The sequence below is a fragment of the Agrobacterium sp. H141 genome (genome assembly GCF_057158725.1).
The window spans coordinates 842906-865181 of record NZ_CM169893.1; the positions used below are offsets into that span (position 1 = coordinate 842906).

Here is a 22276-nt window from a genome sequence, read left to right on the forward strand (position 1 = left end):
TTAGTATCAAGCTGGTACGAAGAACTGGAGTGCAGGGTTTGAAAACCGACAACCTGATTGATCTGTTGGCGCAGGATGCACCGGCGGGACCGCGTCTCAGTCAAATTCTGGCATTGGCATGCGTGATCGGCGTTGCCGCTTCTGCTTCGATCATGCTGCTTACCATCGGGGTTCGCCCGGGGATGATGGACGCGCTGATGACTCTTCGGGTTATGCTGAAGATCGGAGTAACCGTGCTTCTGGCCGTCCTCTCTTGCCGTCTTGTTTTTCAGATCGGGCAGCCGGGCGTAGAACTTAAAGGCCGCGTTGCCGCCCTGTTGCTTCCCGTTGCGGTATTGTTTGCTGGTATTGTCGTTGAACTCGTCGTCGTGCCAGAGCCGCAATGGTCGACAAGCCTCACGGGCCGCTTCCCGGCATTCTGCCTTGTTTTCGTCCCCTTGCTTTCCGTCGCTCCGTTGATCGCCTTCTGCTGGGCGTTGAAACAGGGAGCACCGGAAAAACCGGGGCTTGCCGGTGCTGCTGCCGGCCTTGCAGCCGGTGCGATCGGTGCTGCCATTTATGCCTGGCATTGCCCGGATGATAGCCCGCTTTTTGTCGCCACATGGTATGTCCTGGCGATCGGTCTGGTCACGATCATCGGTTATCTGTCCGGGCGTCGTCTGCTGCGCTGGTAAGCAAAAGCACTCTTTCTAGAACTTGGAAAGGGAGCCGATTGCCGGCTCCCTTTCCTATTGTCTTGATCGTTTGGAAGCTCAGTTGCCGCCGACCTTGTCCTGCGTCTTGGTGTCGAAGTCGCTGGCGTCGTGCCGTTCGTGTAGTTGGCTTGCGGGATCGCCATTGACACGGTTGACCATGCGACCACGCACGACGGCTGGGCGTTCAAGGATGGTATCGGCCCAGCGGTGGATATTCTTGTAGTCGTTCACCGACAGGAATTCCGCCGCGCCATACTGCCAGCCCTTCACCAGTCCGCCATACCAAGGGAAGACCGCGATGTCGGCGATTGTGTAGTCGTCGCCACCGAGATAGGCGCTTTCGCCCAGACGCCGATCGAGCACATCGAGCTGTCGCTTGGTTTCCATCGCAAAGCGATCAATGGCATATTCGATCTTGAAGGGTGCATAGGCGTAGAAATGGCCAAAGCCGCCGCCGAGATAAGGCGCGCTGCCCATCTGCCAGAAAAGCCAGGACAGGCATTCGGCCCGTTTGGCCGGATCGGTTGGCAGGAAGGCCCCGAATTTTTCTGCGAGATACATCAAGATGGCACCGGATTCGAAAACGCGAACCGGCTTGTCGCCTGAACGATCCATCAGTGCCGGGATTTTCGAGTTCGGATTAACGTCAACGAAGCCACTGCCGAACTGGTCGCCGTCACCGATCTTGATCAACCAGGCGTCGTATTCGGCGCCTGTATGGCCGAGAGCCAGAAGCTCTTCCAGCATGATCGTGACCTTCTGGCCGTTCGGGGTGGCTAGAGAATAAAGCTGCAAAGGATGCTTGCCGACCGGCAATTCCTTATCATGGGTGGGGCCGGCGATCGGCCTGTTGATATTGGCAAACTGGCCGCCGCTGGCCTTGTTCCAGGTCCATACCTTCGGTGGCACGTATTCGTTATTGTCTGTCATGTTTTCCCTCTTTTGTCAGATGTATGAACCCGCGTTTTCTATTGTCGGGTCATCTCTCGTGAAAATGACTGTGTGATGAAATGCGGCAGGACGTTCCCGAACAGACATAGTGCGCCCGTGGCAATCTCCCAACGGTCAATGCCGTCAAGATGCAAATTTATATGCTGATCAGGCCGCAGTTTTACGCAGACATCCCAGCCAATATGCAATTTGGTCGGGCTGCTTCAGAGTGTTTTGGCAATGGTGAAGGAAAAGGTCGTGCCGCCTTCCGGGTGTTGGCTGGCGGAAATCCAGCCTCCATGGCGTTCGACGATCTTGCGACAGATGGCAAGGCCGAGTCCCTTGCCGAAAACGTCGGTCGAGGTATCTGCCCTAACGAATGGCTCGAAAATCATCTCAGCGTCGGCATCTGCCATTCCGGAACCGTTGTCGATCACGGAAAACCGCCAGACGTCGTCTCCATCCGTCGCCAGAATGTTGATCCGCGGGATATCTCGGGTGGCGTATTTCAAGCTGTTTTCGATCAAGTTCTGTATCAGTTGTACTAGCTGCACCTGACTGCCCTTTACCTCCGGCATGGGGTCATGTTTTACGATCGCGTTTGCGTCCGTGATTTCACTATTGAGATTTTCGATTGCATCTTGCACCACGTTTTCCATCGACACAGTGGCAAACTCCGGTGCATCTTTGGCACCGGTATAGGCATGCAGGGTCGTGATCAGTGTATCCAGCCTCCGCGCAGCCTTGATCATCCGGTCGCAATTGATGGCAATCTTGTCTCTGTCGCCGTCCAGCAGTCCTCTTTGCAGGAAGTTGCCGAAGCCTTGAATGGCTCTCGTCGGGGCCATGAGATCGTGGGCGACCACGTGAGAAAAAAGCTCGAGGTCCTCTTTTTGATGATCGATCTTGAGCAGCAATTCCATTCTGGTGATGGCGCTCTCCACGATTTGGCGCAGAGACTGCTCGTTCCCTTTGACCAGATAATCCGTTGCACCTTGTTTGATCGCCGTGGCGGCAACATTCTCATCGCCTTGGCCAGTCAGCATAATAATGGCCATGTGCGGCCATTTTTCTCTAAGCGTCGGGATGCCCGCAAGTCCGTCGCCAGCCGGCATCTGATAATCGATGATGGTGCAGTCGAAGCGCAGTTCCTGACATGCTGCGAATGCATCGTTCAAGGTCGACGTTTCCAGAAAGGTGGCATTCAACCCGGATCGCGTCAGTACGCGCTGAATGTTCTTGCGATCTCCATCGTCATCGTCGACGAGCAGGATGCGATAGGGATCTCGCTGGTTGCGGCTATCCATCATCATGGCAATTCCACTATGCGCCAGTAGTGCTCCATCATATTCACCAGTTGCAGGAAGTCCTCGCCTGCGCGCTGCTTGAGAATATATCCGGCGACGTTGAGATCGTAGGCAGCCATTCGGTCCTCATCTCTTTTGGAGGTGGTCAGTACAAAAATTGTTGACCGGTGAAGCGCCGCATCGGCCCTCATTGCCTCAATCAGTTCGATGCCGTTCATGCGAGGCATGTTGATATCGACAAGCAACAGATGTGGTTGGGTCAGTTTCGTCTTGCCGTTTTCACCTCTGAGAATTTCAAGTGCGTCCACGCCGTCAAAGGCTCTGATGATTGGATTGGCAATCTTTGCCTTTGAAAAGGCACGCGTGACTGCCTTTGCGTCTCCGTCGTCGTCTTCGACAAGGAATAAACTCAGCGGCTTAGTGTTCAATGCCATCTTCGTGCTCCCTTGCCGATTGGTTGAGCGGCCAGGTGAATTTGAAGCGGGCACCTCTTCCCGTCTGTTGCTCCAGCCATATGTCCCCTCCTGCCTGCTTTATGTGTTTGCGAACAATGGCCAATCCCATGCCGCTGCCCTCTATCTGATCGCGCGGACGCAGTGTGTAGAACATGTCGAATATTTGCGAGGCGAACTTCTCCGGTATTCCGGGGCCATCGTCTTCCACTGTGAAGAGAAGTCTGCCGTCGCTTTCCTCCACGTCGATTGTAATTTTCCCGGAATTGCGATCGTGATGCTTGAGAGCATTGCCGACAAGATTGAGAAAGATCTGCTGCAGTGGCATCCTGTTCAGCTCAATCTTTTCCAGCGTTGCAGTCGCCTTTACGGTGAAGCCGGCCGGTGGTGCTGCCATCGACAGTACATCATCGATCAGTTCTTTTCCTGTCACGACTTCGTTGGTGATGTTTTTTCGGGAGACGATACGGGAGTATTCCAGCAGATCGTCGAGGAATTTGTCCATCCGATCAATGCGGCTGCGCATCAATCGCATGCTGTCGCGCATGTCATCCGTCAGATGTTCTGCGAGATCCTCTTCCAGCCAACGCGAGGAGTTATCGATTACCCGCAGGGGGGCCCTTAGATCGTGAGAGGCAACATAGGCGAATTGTTCCAGCTCATAATTGGCAGTATTGAGCTCTTCCGTGCGAATGCGAACCTGTTCCTCCAGCATCTCACTAAAGCGCTTTGTCTGTCGTTCGGCCTCCTTGCGGATCGAAATGTCCACGATCGTCACTACGGTCATTAAACCGTCTTCGGTTTCCACCGGTGTCAAACCAACTTCGACGGGGAAGAGCGTTCCATTCTTACGTCGTGCATTGAGGTCGCGTCCGAAGCCCATTGCGCGTTCCGAAGGTACGGTGAAAAATGCGGATCGCAACTCAGCGTGACGATCTCGAAGCTCTTCAGGTATAAGCATTTCAACCTGTGACCCGAGAAGTTCGCCGCCGCTGTAACCGAAAACAAGCTCTGTCTGCCGGTTGGTGAGGGCAATTTTACCGTCACGACCTGTCATGACGATAGCGTAAGGTGCGCTGTCGACGATCTGCTCGAACCGTCTTTCCGCTCGCCTAAGAACAGCCAGGTCCCGTGCGATCTTGGTGGCACCGATGATCTTGCCTTGTGCATCGCGGATGGGCGATATCGACAGGGCCACGTCCACCGATCGCCCGTCGCTGCGCAGGCGTGTTGTCTTGGAAATCTCGACGCTCTCACCATTGGCGACACGGGCAAGAATATCGTCCTCCTGTGGATAAAGGTCAGACGGCACGATCATTCTTATATTCTTGCCGACCGCGTCTTCTGACGCATAGCCGAACAGCTTCTCAGCACCTCGGTTCCAAGCGACGATCCGGCCGTCCAAAGATTTGCACAACACAGCGGTGTCATTGCTTTCGACCAGTGCCGTAAACATCGCACTCTTGTCGAATATCGGCGCTTGCTCTTCCATAGGGGGTCGCCTTTCGCGAGCCTCTCGGCATCTAGAGGTCATCTGAGCATTCTTCCGGCGTTCCTGTTCGCCGAATTCGAGTGTCCAAGACATACTTGCGTGCGCTTTGTGGAGGAGACCGGTGTGCCATCTGTCCTGAACTGCGAAGAGCACCGATCAATGTCCTGCCTCAGTTCACCCTTACCTTGTTGTTGTTTAGCGCTTCTGCCCAAGCTATGACCTTTCGGATGGCCGCATCCAGTTGCTCGGACGTGTTCGATCCGGGATCCTTGACGATATAGTCCATGGCCCCGCGGCGGGCGGCTTCTGCCTGAATCTTCTGGCCGCCGGAACCGGTGAAGATGATCAGTGGAAGCACGCGTCCCAAGGCCATTTCCTGCAACCTATCCAGAACGCGCAGTCCATTGACTTCCGGCATATAGAAATCGATCAGCGCACAATCGATGTGGTGTTCCTGAAACAGATCCAGGCCTTCCTTTGCATTTCTGGCGGTATAGACGCTGTAGTTGGGATCGGCTTGTTCAATAAGTTCCGAGAAGAGTGCCAGATCGGACTCACTGTCATCGATCATCAATATGTTTGTCACCAGTGGTCCTCCTTGATCACGACCTCATGCCTTGTAAATGAAATGTTGCCCTTCGGCGTCGCTTAGGGACAGTCCGGGCAGTCGCGCGATTACCGGGGCAAGTTTTTCGTAATCGAGCGGTTTAACCAGGTAGTCGGCTGCCCCGAACGATAGCGATGTGTTCATGTCCTGATCGCTATCTGAGCCGCTGCAGATGATCACCGGTATCTGCTTCAGCAGGTCCTTGTATGCCATCAGTTTGAGCACTTCGAAGCCATTGATATCCGGCATGTTCAAGTCCAGCAGCATGAGATCGGGCAGGGGGGCATCTTCGAAAGGCGGTTCCTGTTCGATATATGACATCGCTTCGCGCCCATCGCCGACCGAAATCAGGTTCATCATGACCTTGTCGCGTTCCAACAACACCTTGGTCAGAACCACGTCGTAATGCGAATCGTCGACCAGCAGCACGCTAGCTAGTGACGGTTTGTTTGACATGGGTAATGCCCTTCCCTGGTTGACTCGGGAGTTCGAAAAAGAATGTCGATCCTTCACCGAATTCGGACTCAACCCAGATCTTGCCTTCATGTCGTTCAACGACTTTCTGGCAGATGCTCAGTCCAAGTCCAGTTCCGGGAAATTCCTCTGTTTTGTTCAAGCGCTGGAAAACGTTGAATATTTTTTGAGAATGCTCCTGCTTCAAACCGATGCCATTGTCCTTGATGGCAAACTGATATCCATGCTCCAGGCGCTGTACGGATACATGAACCCGTGGCCTTCGACCTCGGCAGAACTTCAGGGCGTTGCCGATGAGATTCTGGAAAAGCTGGAATATCTGCATGCGGTCCGCGCGGATCCAGGGCAGGATATCGTGGGTCACTGTCGCCTCGGAATTGTCCAGGCTGTGTTTGAGGTTGTCGAGAACTTTTTCGATCTCCTCATTCAGGTCTATATCCTCCAGAGCCAGATTCTGGTTTTCGAGCTGAGAATAATTCAAGATTCCCTTGATCATCTTTTGCATCTGGGTGGAGCATTCGTGAATGTATTTCAGGTATTGCCGTCCGCTGTCATCCAGCCCAGTTGCGTGATCCTGAAGCAGCAGCGAGGCAAAGTTCTCGATTGACCGCGCTGGCTCCTTCAGGTCGTGCGAGCAGACATAAGCAAAACGCTCAAGTGACTCGTTGGTCCGGCTTAGATGTTCAAGTGCAAGTCGACGCTCCGTCACATCATAGATGAAGCCGGTCATGCGCTGCGGCTCTTTGCGCTCGCTCCACATGGCCTGCCCACTGGCGTTGGCCCAGAAATAGGTTCCATCTTCACGACGAAGACGGAACTCCACGTCAAACTCGAATCCTCGATCGAGATGTGCCTGCAAGATATCCATAATGTCGCGGCGCTCGTCTTCGTGGATCCTCCGCTTCAATTCGTCCATCGAGGGCGAAAAATTCGGGTCCCTTATACGAAGCATGGATAGCAAAAGATCAGACCAATGCATCCGGCCGCTTTTGATATCCCAGTCCCACATACCTGCCTGCGACCCTTCGGTCGCAAGCTGATAACGTTCCTGACTGTTGCGCAATTCATCCAGGGCCTGCTGCTCCTGGGTGTTGTTGACGTAAGTGAGAACGGCCCCGTTCACCTTACCGTCGCTATCAAGATATGGCTGAATTCGTTCCATATAGTAGGTTCCGTCACATTTGAGCTGCCGCGCGCGAAGCTTTCCTGTGTCAACGACCTCCACAATGTTACTGCGTAGTTGCGGTATGTCGATTTTCGTCGCGATGCCGGTGATCGGTTCGCCGATTGAGTTGTGGGTGATAAGGAAGATCTCACGCGCACTATTGTTATAGCGCGTCAATCGCAACGACTTGTCGACGACCACAATCGGGATGTTGATGCTTTCCTTGATGTTTTCCAGGTTCTCATTGGAGATCGCAAATTCCGCGGTCTTGATCTGAAGTTCCTCGTTGACGGTCAGCAATTCCTCGTTGGTCGACTGGAGTTCTTCATTGGCAGTCTCTAGCTCTTCATTGGCGGACTGCAGCTCTTCGTTGGTCGACTGCATTTCCTCGTTGGTGGACTGAAGTTCCTCGTTGGACGTTTCCAGTTCCTCTACGACCGTCTGCAGATGCTCCTTAGTCGCTGCCAGTTCCTGCTCCAGTTCCGCGAGCATGGGATCTGTGGCCCTTCCGCGAGAATCGCCATCTTCCGGAGTCGCGAGCAATTGCTCGCGGCGGTCGAAGGAGACCAGCAGAAGTTTTTCGCTGGACTGCTTCAGGGGAAGTGGGCGGATGTGAATGTCGACCCGATGGGGGACATTGTTGATCATCAGCTTTTTGGGCAGAACTGATTTTTGCAAGTTCTCTCGCTGGACCTTGTAGACCAGCGCTCGCAATTCCTGACGGAATTCGCGTCGGGCAATTGACACCAGATTGGTGCTGGCTTCGCCAGGTGACAGCTGGATATAGGGCTGAACATCTCCGTAAATACGCAGGATGTTCATGTTCTCATCGATCAGCAGGCTGTCCGGAGAGAGAGCCGAGACGACCGCATCGGGAAAGTCGTGATTGGTTTTCCTCTGAGCCGGTGGAGGGGTCGCCGTGACACTCTTCGATACATTCGAATAGGATGCTTTTGCCGAGCGGATGGCATCGTAGGATGACACCAGTTTGCGCTGGTAGATCTTGGCGCGATTGTCGAGGGGCTGAAACAAGTTGGCGCCAGTGCCTAACGCCTCCGACTTGCCGAGGTAGAGGATACCATTTGGGTTTAGTGCGTAATGAAAGAGGTTCATCACGGTCGACTGAAGCTTGCTGTTGAAATAGATCAGCAGATTGCGGCAACTGATGAAGTCGAGGCGCAGGAACGGTGGGTCGCTGAAGACGTTGTGACGAGAGAACATCACCATGTCCCGCACAGACTTCAGAACTTCGTAATTCTCGTCCTTGTGGCGAAAATAGCGGTCGCGGAGATCTGTGCTCATGCCTTCCAGAGTGGTGGCGGAATATACGCCCTTTCTGCCGAGTGACAGGGCATCTGTGTCGATGTCGGTTGCAAAAAGCTGGAAGTTATATTGCTGCTGTAATTGTCTTATCCCGCCGACAGCCTCGGCAAACATGATGACAATCGAATAGGCTTCTTCACCCGTCGCGCAGCCCGGGATCCATACGCGCAGATCGCTTCCGGCCTCCTTTTCGCTCAGCAGTTTCTTGATGACATTGGTAAGACTTTTAAAGGCCTCCTTGTCCCGGAAGAAATAGGTGACGCTGATCATGATGTCCTTGAACAACAGGTCGAGCTCTTTGGGGAAGGACTTCACGTAAGCGAGGTAGTCGTCCAGATCTTCCGACGAACAGGCGGTCATTCGCCTGTTGATCCGGCGGTAAAGGGTTCCGGACTTGTAGTCGCGAAAGTCCACGCCTGAACTCTCCTTCAGCAGATGGAGCAGTTCGTGCATGGTGGATCGGCTGACTTCTTCTTCCTGCAGCAGTTTGAGATTGCTGGGCGTACGGATGATCGACAGAATCTGCTGACCGATGCGCGCGGCCGGAAGCACGAGATCGATGGAGCCGGCAGCGATCGAATTGGCCGGCATCCCGTCATATTTGGCTTCTTCCGGGTCCTGGGCAATCGTCAGGCCGGCTTCAGCCTTGATTGCGCGCACCCCGTGGGAGCCGTCCGATCCGGTGCCGGACAAGATGACTCCGATGGCATGATCGCCGATTTCCCGGGCGAGCGTTGCGAAGAAATAATCGATGGATGGCTTTGGCGAGAGCTCGTAGGGCGGGCGGCTGAGATGCAATTCGCCTTCGTGAACATAGACGTCACTATTGGGCGGCGTGATATAGATGACCCCCGGTTCAGGCGTCAGGCCATCTCGGACCTCTTCAACCGGCATCGACGTCTCTCGGCCCAACAATTGCACAAGCATGCTCTGGTGCTTTGGCGAGAGATGCTGGGCGATGATGTATGTGATGTTGGGTGCAGACCGGGGAAGCGTCTTTAACACTTCACGCAGAGCTTCCAGTCCACCTGCCGACGCACCAATGCCGACCCAGTACAGACCGTCTTTGACGTGTGTTGTCTGACCATCCTTCTGCTTCCGGTCGGCGTCATCCTTGAAGGTATCCGCCCTGTTCCTGGCGCCGGACGATGGCTTTCTTGTCGTCGTCTTCTCTGTCGCTTTCTTCGCCACTGGTCTGATCGCCTCGTTACTGTTTGCAAAGCTTCGGAGTGCTGAAGATCGTGAAAAGGTCCGATTTCATTAAGGATTACTATTTTTACCACAAGTTGCAATACAAGCGCTGGCTTATGTAGCAAATTATTGTGATCGATCCTCATTTTGCGTTCTCCTGGCGCAACTTACCTTGGAGCAGGCGCGAAATTCCTGAAATTCTCTGTGGACGAATAGGCCTTCCGCTGATTGCAGCATGTCGGGTTTGCATCGGTCGGCCTAAGTTCCCAATTCCGTTTGCATTTGAATGTAACCCCGGCCGGTCTGCCGCTTGTTTTCGAGATTGAAATGGCTTCCAATACCGTTCCCACAGCTCCTGCAGCCGCAGCATTCGTTACGATGCTGGACCTTGCCCGTTCGCAGCGACTGTCTGTCACGGATCTGTTTCAGTATGCGGAGACACGCGGACTTGCCGGTCAAGGCGGTGAAGCGATTGAGATCTACAAGGCGTGGATTGCCTACAACGATACGCATCCATTCCTGCATCTGGTTTGCTTCAACTACTCGGTTGCTCTGCGGCAGTCGGGCGATATCCCTGGTGCCATTCACGCGCTCCGCGCATGCCTGAAACTGGATCCTCAGTTCGGCCAGGCGCACATCAATCTCGGGCGCGCCTTGGAAGACAGCGGATTATTGATGCAGGCGATCCAGCAATGGCAGAGCTATGTGGAGTTGACGAAGGACAGCACTGCAGATCGTGTGCTGCACCGGCTGATGACCTTGCAGCATATCGGCCGTGTGATGGAAAATGCCGGGCTGATGGAAGACGCGGAGAACGCGCTCTGGCAGGCGATTGAACTGCGTCCGGACAAGACGGAAGCGGGGCAGCACTGGAGTGCACTGCGGCAACGGCAATGCAAGTGGCCAATCCTGGTATCTTCGACCCATGTGACGACGCGGCAATTGCTCGATGCCATGTCGCCTCTTGCATTGGCCTGCTATTCCGATGATCCGATGTTCCAGTTGGCGCGTGCCTATAAATACAACCAGTCCTTTGTCGGTCGCCCTGATACGAGTGCGTTTGTCAAGAAAACGCCCAAACTCAAAACCGGCACAGGTGAGCGTCTGCGCGTGGGCTACCTGTCATCGGATTTGCGCGATCACGCAGTCGGTTTTGCGCTTCGTGAAGTGCTTGAATTGCACGACAAGGAGAGCGTGGAGGTTTACGCCTATTATTGCGGCGATCCCGTTGCCAACGACGTGACGCAAACGCGGATGAAGGCGGTCGTGGACTGCTGGCGTGACATTGGTTCGCTCTCTGACGAGGCCGCAGCCCACCAGATTGCGGAGGATGATATCGACGTTCTTGTGGACGTGAACGGTTATACCAAGCATGCCCGCACCAAGATATTCGCTTATCGTCCGGCGCCGGTGATCGTCAATTTCTGCGGCTATCCCGGTTCCATGGGCAGTCCGTTTCATCAGTATATGATTGCAGACGAGCACATCATTCCTGCGGAGCACGAGATCTACTATTCGGAGAAGGTGTTGCGGATCGCATGCAATCAGCCCATTGATCGTAAGCGTGAGATTGCGGATGCGCCTTCGCGGAAGGAGGCAGGGCTGCCGGAAGATGCATTTGTGTTCGCCTGTTTCAACGGCATGCAGAAGATAACCGAAAGCACCTTCTCGCAATGGATGACCATTTTGAATGCCACGCCTGGCAGTGTGTTGTGGATACTGACCGGCGGAGAGACCGTGGACAAGCGCTTGCGGGAGATTGCCGCCCAGGCAGGCGTTGCGGAAGGTCGCCTGATCTTCGCCGCTAAGGCACCGAATGCCAAACATCTCGCACGTATTGCTGTTGCTGATCTTTTTCTGGATACATTTCCCTACGGCGCTCATTCCACAGCCGGAGACGCGCTTACCGTCGGACTTCCCGTCCTCACTTTCCCGGGCAAGAGCTTTGCATCCCGTTTCTGCCACAGCATCGTTGCTGCAGCCGGTGTTCCGGAACTGATTTGTACGGGGCCTGAACACTATGTCGAACGTGCGATCGGTTTTGCGAAGGACCGTCAGTCACTTGAAGCCGTCAGAGAAGCGCTGAAGGCTCGTCGCGCGACAAGCGCCCTTCGCGATATTCCGGGTCTGGCGCGTCGTCTGGAGGAACTCTACTGGCAGATGCAGGGCGAATGCGAACGCGGTGAGACGCCGGTTCCGGATCTGCGTAATCTCGAGCTCTATTATGAAATCGGTGCAGAACTGGCGGACGGAAATGCTGCGTTTGTGGATGAGGACCGTTACCGCGCCCGTTATCGTGAAAAGCTGAAGGCCTGGAACGACTATGCGCCGATCGTGCCTGACAACCGCTTCTGGACGGAAGCGGAGGCTTTATCGCTGTGATCATTGAACGCGACAATCAACCTGTTGCAATCGTTGGGGCCGGGCTTTCGGGCGCGGTCATCGGGCGAGAGCTTGCAGAGGCTGGTCATAGGGTGGAGATCTTTGAAAGCCGCACGCATGTCGCTGGAAATTGTCACACGGAGCGCGATGCCGAAACCGGCGTGTTGGTTCATGTCTTTGGCCCACACATCTTTCATACAGATGACAGCGACGTCTGGGACTATGTCAATCGCTACCAGAAGTTCATGGCCTTCAAGAGCCGCGTGAAGACAACAGCCAAGGGCCAAGTCTACTCGCTGCCGGTCAACCTGCATACAATCAACCAGTTCTTTGGGAAGACGTTGCGACCCGACGAAGCGCGTGACTTCATCGAAACGCTTGCGGATAAAACCATCGAAGTGCCTGAGACTTTGGAGCAGCAGGCTCTTCGTTTCGTCGGGCGCGAGCTGTATGGGGCGTTTTTCGAGGGTTACACCCAGAAACAATGGGGCTGTGCGCCCAGCGAGTTGCCGGCATCAATCCTCAAGCGATTGCCCGTGCGCTTCAATTATGATGACAACTACTTTTTCCATAAATATCAGGGCATGCCCGAACATGGCTATACAGACATGGTCGAACGCATTCTGGATCATGCCAATATCACAGTCCATCTTGAGACGCGGTTCGAGCGAAACCTTGCCCAGGACTACGCGCATGTCTTCTATTCCGGGCCGCTCGATGGCTATTTCGATTATGAAGAGGGGCGTCTCGGGTATCGTACTCTCGATTTCGAGCGCTTTGTCTATCAAGGCGATTATCAGGGCTGCGCGGTCATGAACTATGGCGACCTATCGGTGCCTTACACGCGCGTGACAGAGCACAAGCATTTCTCCACCTGGGAGCAGCATGAGGCCTCTGTTTGCTACAGAGAGTTCTCGCGCGCTTGTGGCCCTGACGATACGCCCTATTATCCGATCCGGCTGGTGAAGGAAAAAGAACAGCTTCGCCGATATGTTGATCTGGCTGAAAAGCAAACCGGTGTGACCTTTGTCGGTCGACTTGGTACCTATCGCTATCTCGACATGGATGTGACGATCCGCGAGGCCCTGGATACTGCGCGTGTGTATCTTTCTTCAGTGGCGCCCATGCCGGTTTTTGTGCACGCTCCGATATAGTTCGATCGCGCTCCTACAGCTTCAGGCAAGCCAGTTCTCATAAAAATCAGTTCGCTGGGCGATGGCCTGTGCGGCTGGGTGCGTTTTCATGCCCATTTGTTCGCGCATAAGCCGTTGTCGCTCACGGATATTGTGATTTTTAATGGTAGCATTGAAGGCTTTTCTCCATGACTTCGACCATTTCTTCCATGACCACGAGTCAGATCAGATCACTGTCAACGGCGGCGGTGGCAGCGTGGTCAACAGAGGATGTGAGTTCGCTTTCAACGCAGCAGATCAATGTCTTGTCGTCCGCGCAGATTTCGGCGCTGGATACTGAAGATGTCGATGTGCTGACGTCCAAGCAGCTGGGGGCGGTTTCTCCGAGCGCCGTTGTCGGTTTGACGCTGTCTCAATTGGCTGTTCTTGATCGCCAGGATATCGAAAGTTTCAGCTCCTCGCAGATCGCCTCGTTCTCGACGACGCAGATCGGCAATTTCACGACGGTTCAGGCTGAAGCCCTGACGTCATCTCAGGTTTCAAGTCTCAACAGCGCTCAACTGGCTGCGTTGGGTCCTGATGATTTGATGACCTTCTCAACCGCTGATATGGCCGCGATCAACGCCTATGCCGTCGCGGGCTTATCCACTGAGGTCATGGCTGCACTCTCTACAGCGCAGGTTTCCGCCTTGAGCACCGGTGCTGTCGCACGATTGTCGACGGCGCAGGTCTCTGCCTTGACCTCGGCTCAGATCGCTGGCCTGAATACCTCGCAGATTGCTGCCTTGACGGCGTCGCAGATTTCGGTTCTGGGCACGGATGATATCGCGGCTTTGTCCGCTTCACAGGTTTCGGCCATCAGCCCAACCACAATCCGCTATTTGTCCACAGCGCAGATCACGGCGCTGAGTACGGGTCAGGTTGAGGCGTTGACATCCAGCCAGATCGCCACGCTGACATCTCAGCAACTGAGTGCTTTCGGCGCTGATGATCTCCTTACCTTCTCGACTGCGGATGTCGCTGCAATCAACCAGTCGTCCATCGCCGGCATTTCGGCTGACAATATCGCCGATATGACGACCGATCAGATCGCTGCGCTGAGCGTCAACGTCGTCAAGGGATTGTCGAGCGAGCAGCTCATTGCGTTGAGCACCGCGCAGGTGGAAGCGCTGACGGCGGCGCAGATTGCAGTCCTCAGTGCGGCCCAGTTGTCGGCCTTCGGTTCGGATGACATAGCGACCTTTACCGATGCCGAATTTGGCTCCATCAATTCCAGCGCCATTATCGGGCTTACGACCGAAAGCGTTGCTGCGTTGCGCACCAGCCAGTTGACATCGTTGAATTCGGCGGCAACTGCACGTCTGACAGCAGCTCAGATAGCAGTTTTGAGCACGGATCAGGTGGCAGCGCTGTCGACGCAGCAGATTTCCGCTCTCAATGCCACGCAGATTGAAGCGCTGGGCGCGGTCAATATCGCTGTCATGTCCACCGATCAGATCGCGGCGGTGGCGACAACGTCCATCAGTCGGCTGACTGTCGATCAGATCGAAGCCTTGAATACGGCGCAAACCGAGGCGCTTACGTCGCGTCAGGTTTCAGCGCTTTCGACATCCCAGCTGGCTGCTCTTGGTTCCGATGATCTTTCGGTCTTTTCTGTTGAGGACATTTCGGCAATATCGGCGCGCTCTGTCGGCGGGCTGTCGACTGATGTTCTGTCGTCATTGTCTACCGAGCAAATTGCCGCAATCAGCCGTGAGGCAGTCGCGCGCCTGAGTGTTGAGCAGCTCAATTCGCTTGGAAGTGCGCAGCTTGCTGCGCTCTCTGGCAGTCAGATGGCCGCACTTACACCGTCCCAGGTTGGCGGTCTTAGCACCGCAGCCGTGTCTGTGCTTTCTTCAGACCAGATCACCGCGCTCAGTGCCACATCGCTGCGCTATCTGAGCACGGAGCAGATTACGGCTTTGAGCACCGGGCAGATCGCAGCTCTCAGCACAGCCCAGATCAAGGTGCTGAATGCGACCCAAATGTCTGCCTTCGGCGCGGATGATATTGCATCGCTTTCGCTGGCCGATATATCTGCGATCGGGCAGAGCGGTCTGTCCGGTTTGACGACAGACGCGATTGCGGCTCTCACGACCGCTCAAGTCGCAGCGCTGAATTCCACTGCCATTCGCAGCCTCACGTCAGATCAGATCATTGCCTTGAGCACCAGTCAGGTCGAAGCGCTGACGTCTGTCCAGATCGGAAATATCGTGAAGACCCAGGTCTGGTACCTGGGAGCGGACGATTTGGCCACTTTCTCGGCAGCGGATATGGCCGCTTTGACATCGGCCGCAGCAACAGGCCTGTCCACCGAGCATATCGCGGCTCTGTCGACGGAACAGGTTTCCGCCTTGAGCCCTGCAGCTATCGCCCGCTTGAGTGGCGGGTTGCTCGCCACTTTAAGCCCCGAGCAGACGGCCGCATTGACGACTGCGCAAATCGCCGCGATCGGTGGAACCCAGGCGGCCGTTCTTACGACGGATCAAATCGCAGCCCTGACAACGGGCCAGGTGGCTGCGTTGAGCACGAGCGCCGTTTCCCGTCTTTCGAGCGACCAGATCGTCGCTTTCAGCACAGCTCAAGCCGAGGCGTTGACATCAAAACAGGTTGCGGTTTTCAGTTCGCTGCAGGTTTCGGCATTCGGTGTGGATGACATCGCCACTTTCTCCACCTCCGACATTGCGGCGATCAGCGGGTCAGGTGTTAGCGGGCTGACCACCGATCTGATGGCGGCGCTGTCTACTGTCCAGCTAGCAGCTCTTGCAACGACCTCAGTCAATCGCTTGTCCAGCGACCAACTCGGGGCGCTCTCCACATCACAAGTCACGTCGTTTACGACCGCTCAAATTGCCTCCTTGAAGTGGCAGCAGATTGCCTCCCTCAGCACCGACGCCGTTGCTGCTCTGTCGCCTGCACAGATGGCAGCCATCAGTGCATCCGGAATCACCGGGCTGACGTCCGAGCAAATCGAAACCTTAAGCACGACCCAGGCAGAGGCGCTGACCACATTGCAGGTGAGCGCACTGGCCTCTTCGCAGTTGGCCGCGTTCGGTGCAGATGATATCGCGACTTTTTCGTCCGGCGATATCGCTGCGATCAATGGCAAGATCGTCTCCGGTCTGCCTGTCGAGTTTCTGGAGGCATTGTCGACAGCACAGGTTTCAAGTCTGGGAACATACGCGTTGTCACGACTGACTGCAGACCAGATCGAAGCTTTCAGCACGGGACAGATTGATGCTTTGACATCGGCTCAGATCGGTGCGCTGATAACAACGCAACTTGCAGCGCTCGGCGCCGATGACATTGCAACATTCTCCACCGCGGATATTGCGGCACTTAGCTGGTTGTCTATTCCCGGTTTGTCCGAGGAGGCGATCGAGGCGCTGAGTTCCGCACAGATCGCTGCGCTGACGACGAGTTCGGTCAACAGATTAACCGCCACCCAGATTGAAGCGCTAAGTACGGCTCAGGTCGATGCCTTCACCACCAAGCAAATTTCGGTGATGACATCGACGCAATTGTCGGCGCTTGACGTCGAGGATATCGCGACATTCTCCACTGCCGATATGGCCGCTTTGACGGCGGCTTCCGTTTCGGGACTGTCTGATGACGTTTTGCTGGCGTTGACGTCAACACAGCTTTCTGCGCTCAGCAGCGCTTCTGTCGGGCGGCTGACGGCAGCGCAGATCGAGACGCTGAACGCGGACCAGATCAAGGCATTTTCAACTTGGCAGCTTTCTGCGCTCAGCGCGGCCCAGGCAGCAGCGTTGAGCGGGGATGACGTTGCTGGACTGTCTTCAGCCCAGATTGCAGCGCTCAGCGCAGCCAGCATCGGCGGATTGACCGATGTCGCTATAGAGGCTCTCACGACCGCCCAAGTCGCCGCGCTTTCCACCAAACAGGTGGCTGCCCTTCGATCAAACCAGATAGCCGCCCTGAGCGAAGACAATATTGCTGCCATGTCTGCAGACCAGATTTCCGCCATCAATGGTGGCGCGATCAAAGGGCTGACACAGGAGCAGATCGAAATCCTCAGCACGGCGCAGGCGGAAGCTCTGACGTCGAGCCAGGTCGCAGCGCTGAATTCCCAGCAGGTGGCGGCATTTGGCACGGATGACATCGCAACCTTTTCAACGAAGGATATCGCTGCTCTTACCGGCGCTGCCGTGACCGGTCTGTCGACTGAGGTCATCGCATCGCTTTCCACTGCGCAGCTGGAAGCGCTTGGTACCGCCGCAGTTTCCGGCCTGACCAGCGAGCAGATCATTGCGCTCAGCACCGATCAGGTTTCTGCCTTGTCGACGAAACAGATGGCGGCCTTGACCTCGCAGCAGGTCAGCGCATTGGAAAGCAGTGATCTCGCAGCCTTGACGACCAAACAGATTGCCGCCTTGAGCGCTGAGGGTATTGCAGGGTTCAGCACATCGGATATCGCCAGCCTGACCACGGCACAGCTCGAAGCATTGAATCCTGCCCAGGTTGCCGCACTTTCGTCAGCCCAGATTGCCGCGCTCGGCACCGACGACATTGCTACCTTCTCAACCAAGGATATTGCCGCCATCAGTTCAAGCGCGATGGCGGGGTTGACCACCGGCCTCATCTCCGCGCTGACCACCGACCAAATCGTGGCCTTGAGCATTACCGATATAACGCAGTTGAGCACGCTGCAGATCAATGCGCTGAGTACCGCCCAGATCGAGGCGCTGACAGAAAAGCAGGTGGGTGCGCTCGATTCGGAGCAGGTCAGCGTTCTTGAGCCCGAGGATATTGTCACGTTCTCGACGAAGGATGTTGCAGCGCTCGGTTCTGACACGATCAAGGGTCTCACCACAGAGGCCGTTGCAGCGCTCACCACGCTTCAGATCGCCGCTCTGTCCACAGCGGGCATCTCGGGCCTGACGACACGGCAGATCGCTGCGTTGAGCACCGATCAGATCGCAGCATTGACGACACGCCAGATCACCACTCTCAGCTCCCAGCAGATTGGGGCCTTTGGAACAGACGACATTGTCGGCCTCTCCACCAGCCAGATTGCGGCTTTGGGAACGGCTGGCATTGCCGGCTTGTCGACAAGCCAGGTCAACGCCCTGAACACCGCGCAGGTTGAGGCACTTTCCGCCACTCAGGTTGCCGCCCTGAGTTCCAGGCAGCTTGCCACACTTGGCACTGACGATATCGCTGTCTTTTCAACGGCGGACATTGCGGCGATCGGCTCTGGCGTCATTTCCAGCCTATCCACAGCCGTCATTGCTGCACTGACCCCGACGCAGATCGCGGCGCTGAGCAATTCCGGCATTTCCGGCCTTTCGACAGAGCAGGTGAATGCGTTCAGCACAACGCAGATTTCCAATCTGTCCACGCTCCAGGTCAGCATGCTGAGCTCGCGGCAGGTTGGCGCCTTTGGCACGGACGATATTGCGGCGCTGACAACAGCGCAGATTGCGTCTCTAAGCACCGCCGGACTGGATGGGTTCACCACGTCGGATATTGCCAGCCTTTCTTCGGAGCAGGTGGAAGCGCTGACGGCGACACAGGTGGGCTCGTTGAGTTCAAGTCAGATTGCAGCGCTTGATCTGGCGGACTTGAACACCTTCTCCAATGCCGATCTTGCCGCCATTGGCTCCAATGCTATTGCCGGGCTTTCTCCGACAATTATTGCTGGACTGTCGGCCTCACAGATATCTGCCTTGAGCACGCTTGGAATCTCTGGTCTCTCCACGACACAGGTCGCAGCGCTTGGCACCGCACAGGTCGCAGCGCTGACCACGGAGCAGATAACGGCACTGAACTCGCGCCAGGTCGCAGCACTCGGTAGCGACGACATAGCCGCTTTGTCGATCGATCAGGTCGCAGCGATCCAGGGCGAAGCCATTGCCGGCCTATCAACTGCGGTGATTGCGGGTCTCTCTACGGCCCAGATCGAAACCCTGCCCACAGAAAGTGTCGCAGGCCTGACGACGAAACAGGTCGCCGCGCTTAGCGCAAGTCAGATCCAGGCTTTGACGACAGAGCAGGTCCATGTGCTGGGCTCACGGCAAGTTGCTTCACTCGGGACGGATGATGTCGCTTCACTGACGACGGCCCAAATCGCGGCTCTGGGAACTGCGGGTATTCCTGGCCTAACGACAGATCAGATGAATGCGCTGAGCACGGCACAGCTGGAAGCCTTGTCTTCCACGCAGGTCGCGGCGTTGAGCTCACGGCAGGTCTCTGTTCTCACAAGCGACGATATCGCAGTCTTCTCGACCGCCGATATTGCAGCGATCAGTGGCGATATCATTTCGGGTCTGTCGACAAGCGTCATGGCCTCGCTTTCCTCCGAGCAAATGCAGGCTTTGAGTACGGCGGGAGTCGCTGGTCTGTCCACCGAACAGGTCATTGCTTTAAGCACGGCGCAGATTGCTGCGATGTCGACACAGCAGATCAACGCCATGACCTCACGACAGGTCGCGGCACTCGACATCGACGATATCGCGGCGATGACAACCGGGCAGATCGCGGCGCTGAGTACAGCCGGCATCAAGGGACTTGCGCCAACCGACATTTCCAGTCTGACCGACAGTCAGATGGAAGCGCTGACCGCTGACCAGATTGGCGCTTTGACATCCGCGCAGATCGCTGTCCTCGACATTTCGGATCTGGAAATGTTCTCGACCTCCGAGCTTGCGGCAATTGGCTCAAGCGCCGTCGCCGGTCTTTCGCCGGCCGTGATAGCGGCTCTGTGGCCGGACCAGATCGAGGCGTTGAGCACGGCTGGCATCTCCGGTCTTTCGACCGACCAGATCGCCGCTTTGACTGGCGAGCAGATCGAAGCCTTGACCACTGCACAGGTCGCAGCACTCAGTTCCAAGCAGATAGCGGCCCTCGGATCCGATGACATTGCCTCGCTGACCACCGCGCAGGTCGCCGCGATCAGTACGTCCGCGATCAGAGGATTGACCACCGCAGATATCGCGGCACTCGATCCAAACCAGGTGGACGCGCTGACGGCATCGCAGGTGGGTGTACTGACCTCCGAGCAGATCGCCGCCCTTAGCCTCGAAGACCTCGAAATGTTTTCGACGGCCGATATGGGCGCGATCAGTTCCAGTGCGATCAAAGGACTTTCGACCGCCACAATAGCCGGACTTTCCACTGCGCAGATCGCTGCCTTGAGCGCTTCGGGCTTGCCCGGCCTGACGACGAGCCAGATCAACGCCATGAGCACGGATCAGGTTGAGGCACTGACTTCCACGCAGGTTGCGGCCCTGACATCGAGTCAGATTGCTGCGCTCGGCGCCGACGATCTCGAAGTGTTCTCCACTGCCGATATCGCTGCGATTAGTGCAGAAGGTATTCTCGGATTGTCGACCGCGACCCTGGCGGCCCTTACGCCCGATCAGATATCAGTCATCGGCACGGCTGGCATATCGGGCCTTTCCACGGCGCAGATCGCTGCATTGGGCATTGAACAACTGGAAGCGCTGACGACGGCGCAGATCGCCGCTCTCAGCTCTCGTCAAGTTGGTTCACTCGGAACTGACGATATTGCGGCACTCTCGGCCGATCAGGTCGCGGCCTTCAGCGCAACGGCCGCCAAGGGGCTAACCGGAACACAGATCTCTGCCATGAGCGCAGAGCAAATTGATGCGCTTTCGACCGGTCAAATTGCTGCTTTGAGTTCCGACGCGATCTCTGGGCTGAGTTCCGACAAGTTGGGATCGCTGTCGACTGCAGAACTCGCAGCGATCAGCCACGATGGTATTCCAGGATTGCCTGCCGCCTTTATCGCGGCACTTTCAGCCGCGCAGATTGAAGCACTGAGCACCAGCGGTGTTTCGGGACTGACAAGTGCGCAGGTGAGCGCGATGAGCGCGGGGCAGATCGATGCCCTGTCGACGGACCAGATCGCTGCGTTGAGCACAGCTGGCCTTGCAGGTCTGGCCGTCGAAGATATGGATATGTTCTCGATCGAGGAACTCCAGCTTATCGACGCGGCCGCTTTCAAGGGCATTTCCACTTCCGTCATCGCGTCGCTCTCCACCGATGAGATTGCAGCTCTTACAACCGGCCAGGTTTCGAAGATGAGCTATAATCAGGTCCTGGCCATGAGCACGGGGCAGGTTGCTGCCTTGTCGACCGACCAGCTTGGCGCATTGACCGCCATCCAGGCGGCGGCGATCGGGGTGGACGATATGGCCACATTCTCGACTGATGAAATCATGGCGCTCGGGACCAATGCAATTTCAGGACTAAGCACGGCGACGATCGCGTCTATGACGACAGCGCAAGCTGAAGCGTTGACGCCGGCGCAGGTTGCGGCTCTGACGTCTGCTCAGGTCGATGCCATGTCCATGGATGAGTTGCTCACCTTCTCGACCGAAGACATTGCGGCGTTCAGTAGTGCTGGTCTCGCTGGGCTGTCCACAGAAGACATCTCTCAGCTTTCAAGCGAGCAACTCGGCGCGATCATGGATACGCAGATGGGCAAGCTAACACCGGAACAGATCGCGGCGGTTATCGCAGCGTATGTTTGATCCGATGAGGTCCGACGAGGCTAGCAGCCGCTTTCGCGCCGGTTGAATAGCGGGCTCGAAAGCTAGTGGAATGTGATTCGTTTGTTCGAATTGCAGACTGAAAAAACCTGCGCTTCAGGTCGCGCAGTGTTTTTTCAGTCTTTCCAAACTTTTATATATTTCGATTATTATCATTATTAACAGTCACTTAGGTGCGCCCCAGAAAATGTTTGCGCTGTCATTTAGATTGTTCGAATATAAAAATTGACAGAAATCATCAATGCGCTCAAAACGTGTAGTGTGGTGAAGGAGCAATCATGCAACTTCGGTCCACATGGCTACGGTAAGGAGGCGCTGGTGTATGGGGCATATCGTAAGAATGAGCCGGTTAAGGCGTTCTGGACGCACGTGAAACCTGAAGGTCACGTCGCCAGCCGGCCCTCGATATGCCTGGACACTGGGGAGTTTCCAGACCCTTGCCGGCAAAACTCGGGAGGGAAAGTCGCCGGAATTCTTCAGTAGCCCGCAAGGGCTTGGGTGAGAGAGCTGGTTTCAAGGTCCGCCAACCTGTTTGCGCTAATCCTCGTT

Annotated in this window: 11 protein-coding genes; 4 read left to right on the forward strand and 7 right to left on the reverse strand. The window is 55.8% G+C overall.

Features of this window, described 5'->3' with window-relative positions:
• The first annotated feature begins 29 nt into the window (after positions 1 to 29).
• Positions 30 to 674 (forward strand): NrsF family protein, encoded by a 645-nt coding sequence (locus ACWPM9_RS03760; RefSeq protein WP_484756804.1) that lies wholly within the window; start codon positions 30 to 32, stop codon positions 672 to 674.
• A gap of 78 nt (positions 675 to 752) precedes the next feature.
• Here ACWPM9_RS03760 and yghU read toward each other — a convergent pair whose 3' ends face one another.
• The 7 genes from yghU to ACWPM9_RS03795 form a co-directional block, all read right to left on the reverse strand.
• Entirely contained in the window at positions 753 to 1625 is an 873-nt protein-coding gene (yghU, locus tag ACWPM9_RS03765; RefSeq protein ID WP_484756805.1) for a glutathione-dependent disulfide-bond oxidoreductase, read from the reverse strand.
• 224 nt (positions 1626 to 1849) lie between these two features.
• Complete coding sequence (locus ACWPM9_RS03770) at positions 1850 to 2938, reverse strand: sensor histidine kinase (RefSeq protein WP_428187613.1); 1089 nt, start codon at positions 2936 to 2938, stop codon at positions 1850 to 1852.
• The gene (locus ACWPM9_RS03775) at positions 2935 to 3366 is read right to left on the reverse strand and encodes a response regulator (RefSeq protein WP_428187614.1); all 432 of its coding nucleotides are present in this window, start codon (positions 3364 to 3366) and stop codon (positions 2935 to 2937) included. Before ACWPM9_RS03775 ends, ACWPM9_RS03770 begins: the two co-directional genes overlap by 4 nt.
• On the reverse strand, positions 3350 to 4969 hold the full coding sequence (locus tag ACWPM9_RS03780) for a sensor histidine kinase (protein WP_484756806.1): 1620 nt from the start codon (positions 4967 to 4969) through the stop codon (positions 3350 to 3352). The genes ACWPM9_RS03775 and ACWPM9_RS03780 overlap by 17 nt, the downstream gene beginning before the upstream one ends.
• 76 nt (positions 4970 to 5045) lie before the next feature.
• Positions 5046 to 5462: a response regulator gene (locus ACWPM9_RS03785; protein WP_428187616.1), complete on the reverse strand. Its 417-nt coding sequence runs from the start codon at positions 5460 to 5462 to the stop codon at positions 5046 to 5048.
• A 24-nt stretch (positions 5463 to 5486) separates the two neighbouring features.
• Entirely contained in the window at positions 5487 to 5939 is a 453-nt protein-coding gene (locus ACWPM9_RS03790) for a response regulator (RefSeq protein WP_428187617.1), read from the reverse strand.
• The gene (locus ACWPM9_RS03795) at positions 5914 to 9636 is read right to left on the reverse strand and encodes a chemotaxis protein CheB (RefSeq protein WP_484756807.1); all 3723 of its coding nucleotides are present in this window, start codon (positions 9634 to 9636) and stop codon (positions 5914 to 5916) included. Before ACWPM9_RS03795 ends, ACWPM9_RS03790 begins: the two co-directional genes overlap by 26 nt.
• 327 nt (positions 9637 to 9963) lie before the next feature.
• Here ACWPM9_RS03795 and ACWPM9_RS03800 point away from each other — a divergent pair, with 327 nt between their 5' ends.
• The 3 genes from ACWPM9_RS03800 (at position 9964) to ACWPM9_RS03810 (ending at position 21709) form a co-directional block, all read left to right on the forward strand.
• Positions 9964 to 12018 carry an O-linked N-acetylglucosamine transferase, SPINDLY family protein gene (locus tag ACWPM9_RS03800; protein ID WP_484756808.1) on the forward strand — a complete coding sequence of 685 codons (2055 nt, stop codon included), beginning with the start codon at positions 9964 to 9966 and terminating at the stop codon, positions 12016 to 12018.
• Positions 12015 to 13172: a UDP-galactopyranose/dTDP-fucopyranose mutase family protein gene (locus tag ACWPM9_RS03805; protein ID WP_484756809.1), complete on the forward strand. Its 1158-nt coding sequence runs from the start codon at positions 12015 to 12017 to the stop codon at positions 13170 to 13172. The genes ACWPM9_RS03800 and ACWPM9_RS03805 overlap by 4 nt, the downstream gene beginning before the upstream one ends.
• A gap of 167 nt (positions 13173 to 13339) precedes the next feature.
• Positions 13340 to 21709 (forward strand): beta strand repeat-containing protein, encoded by an 8370-nt coding sequence (locus ACWPM9_RS03810; RefSeq protein ID WP_484756810.1) that lies wholly within the window; start codon positions 13340 to 13342, stop codon positions 21707 to 21709.
• Positions 21710 to 22276 lie beyond the last annotated feature (567 nt).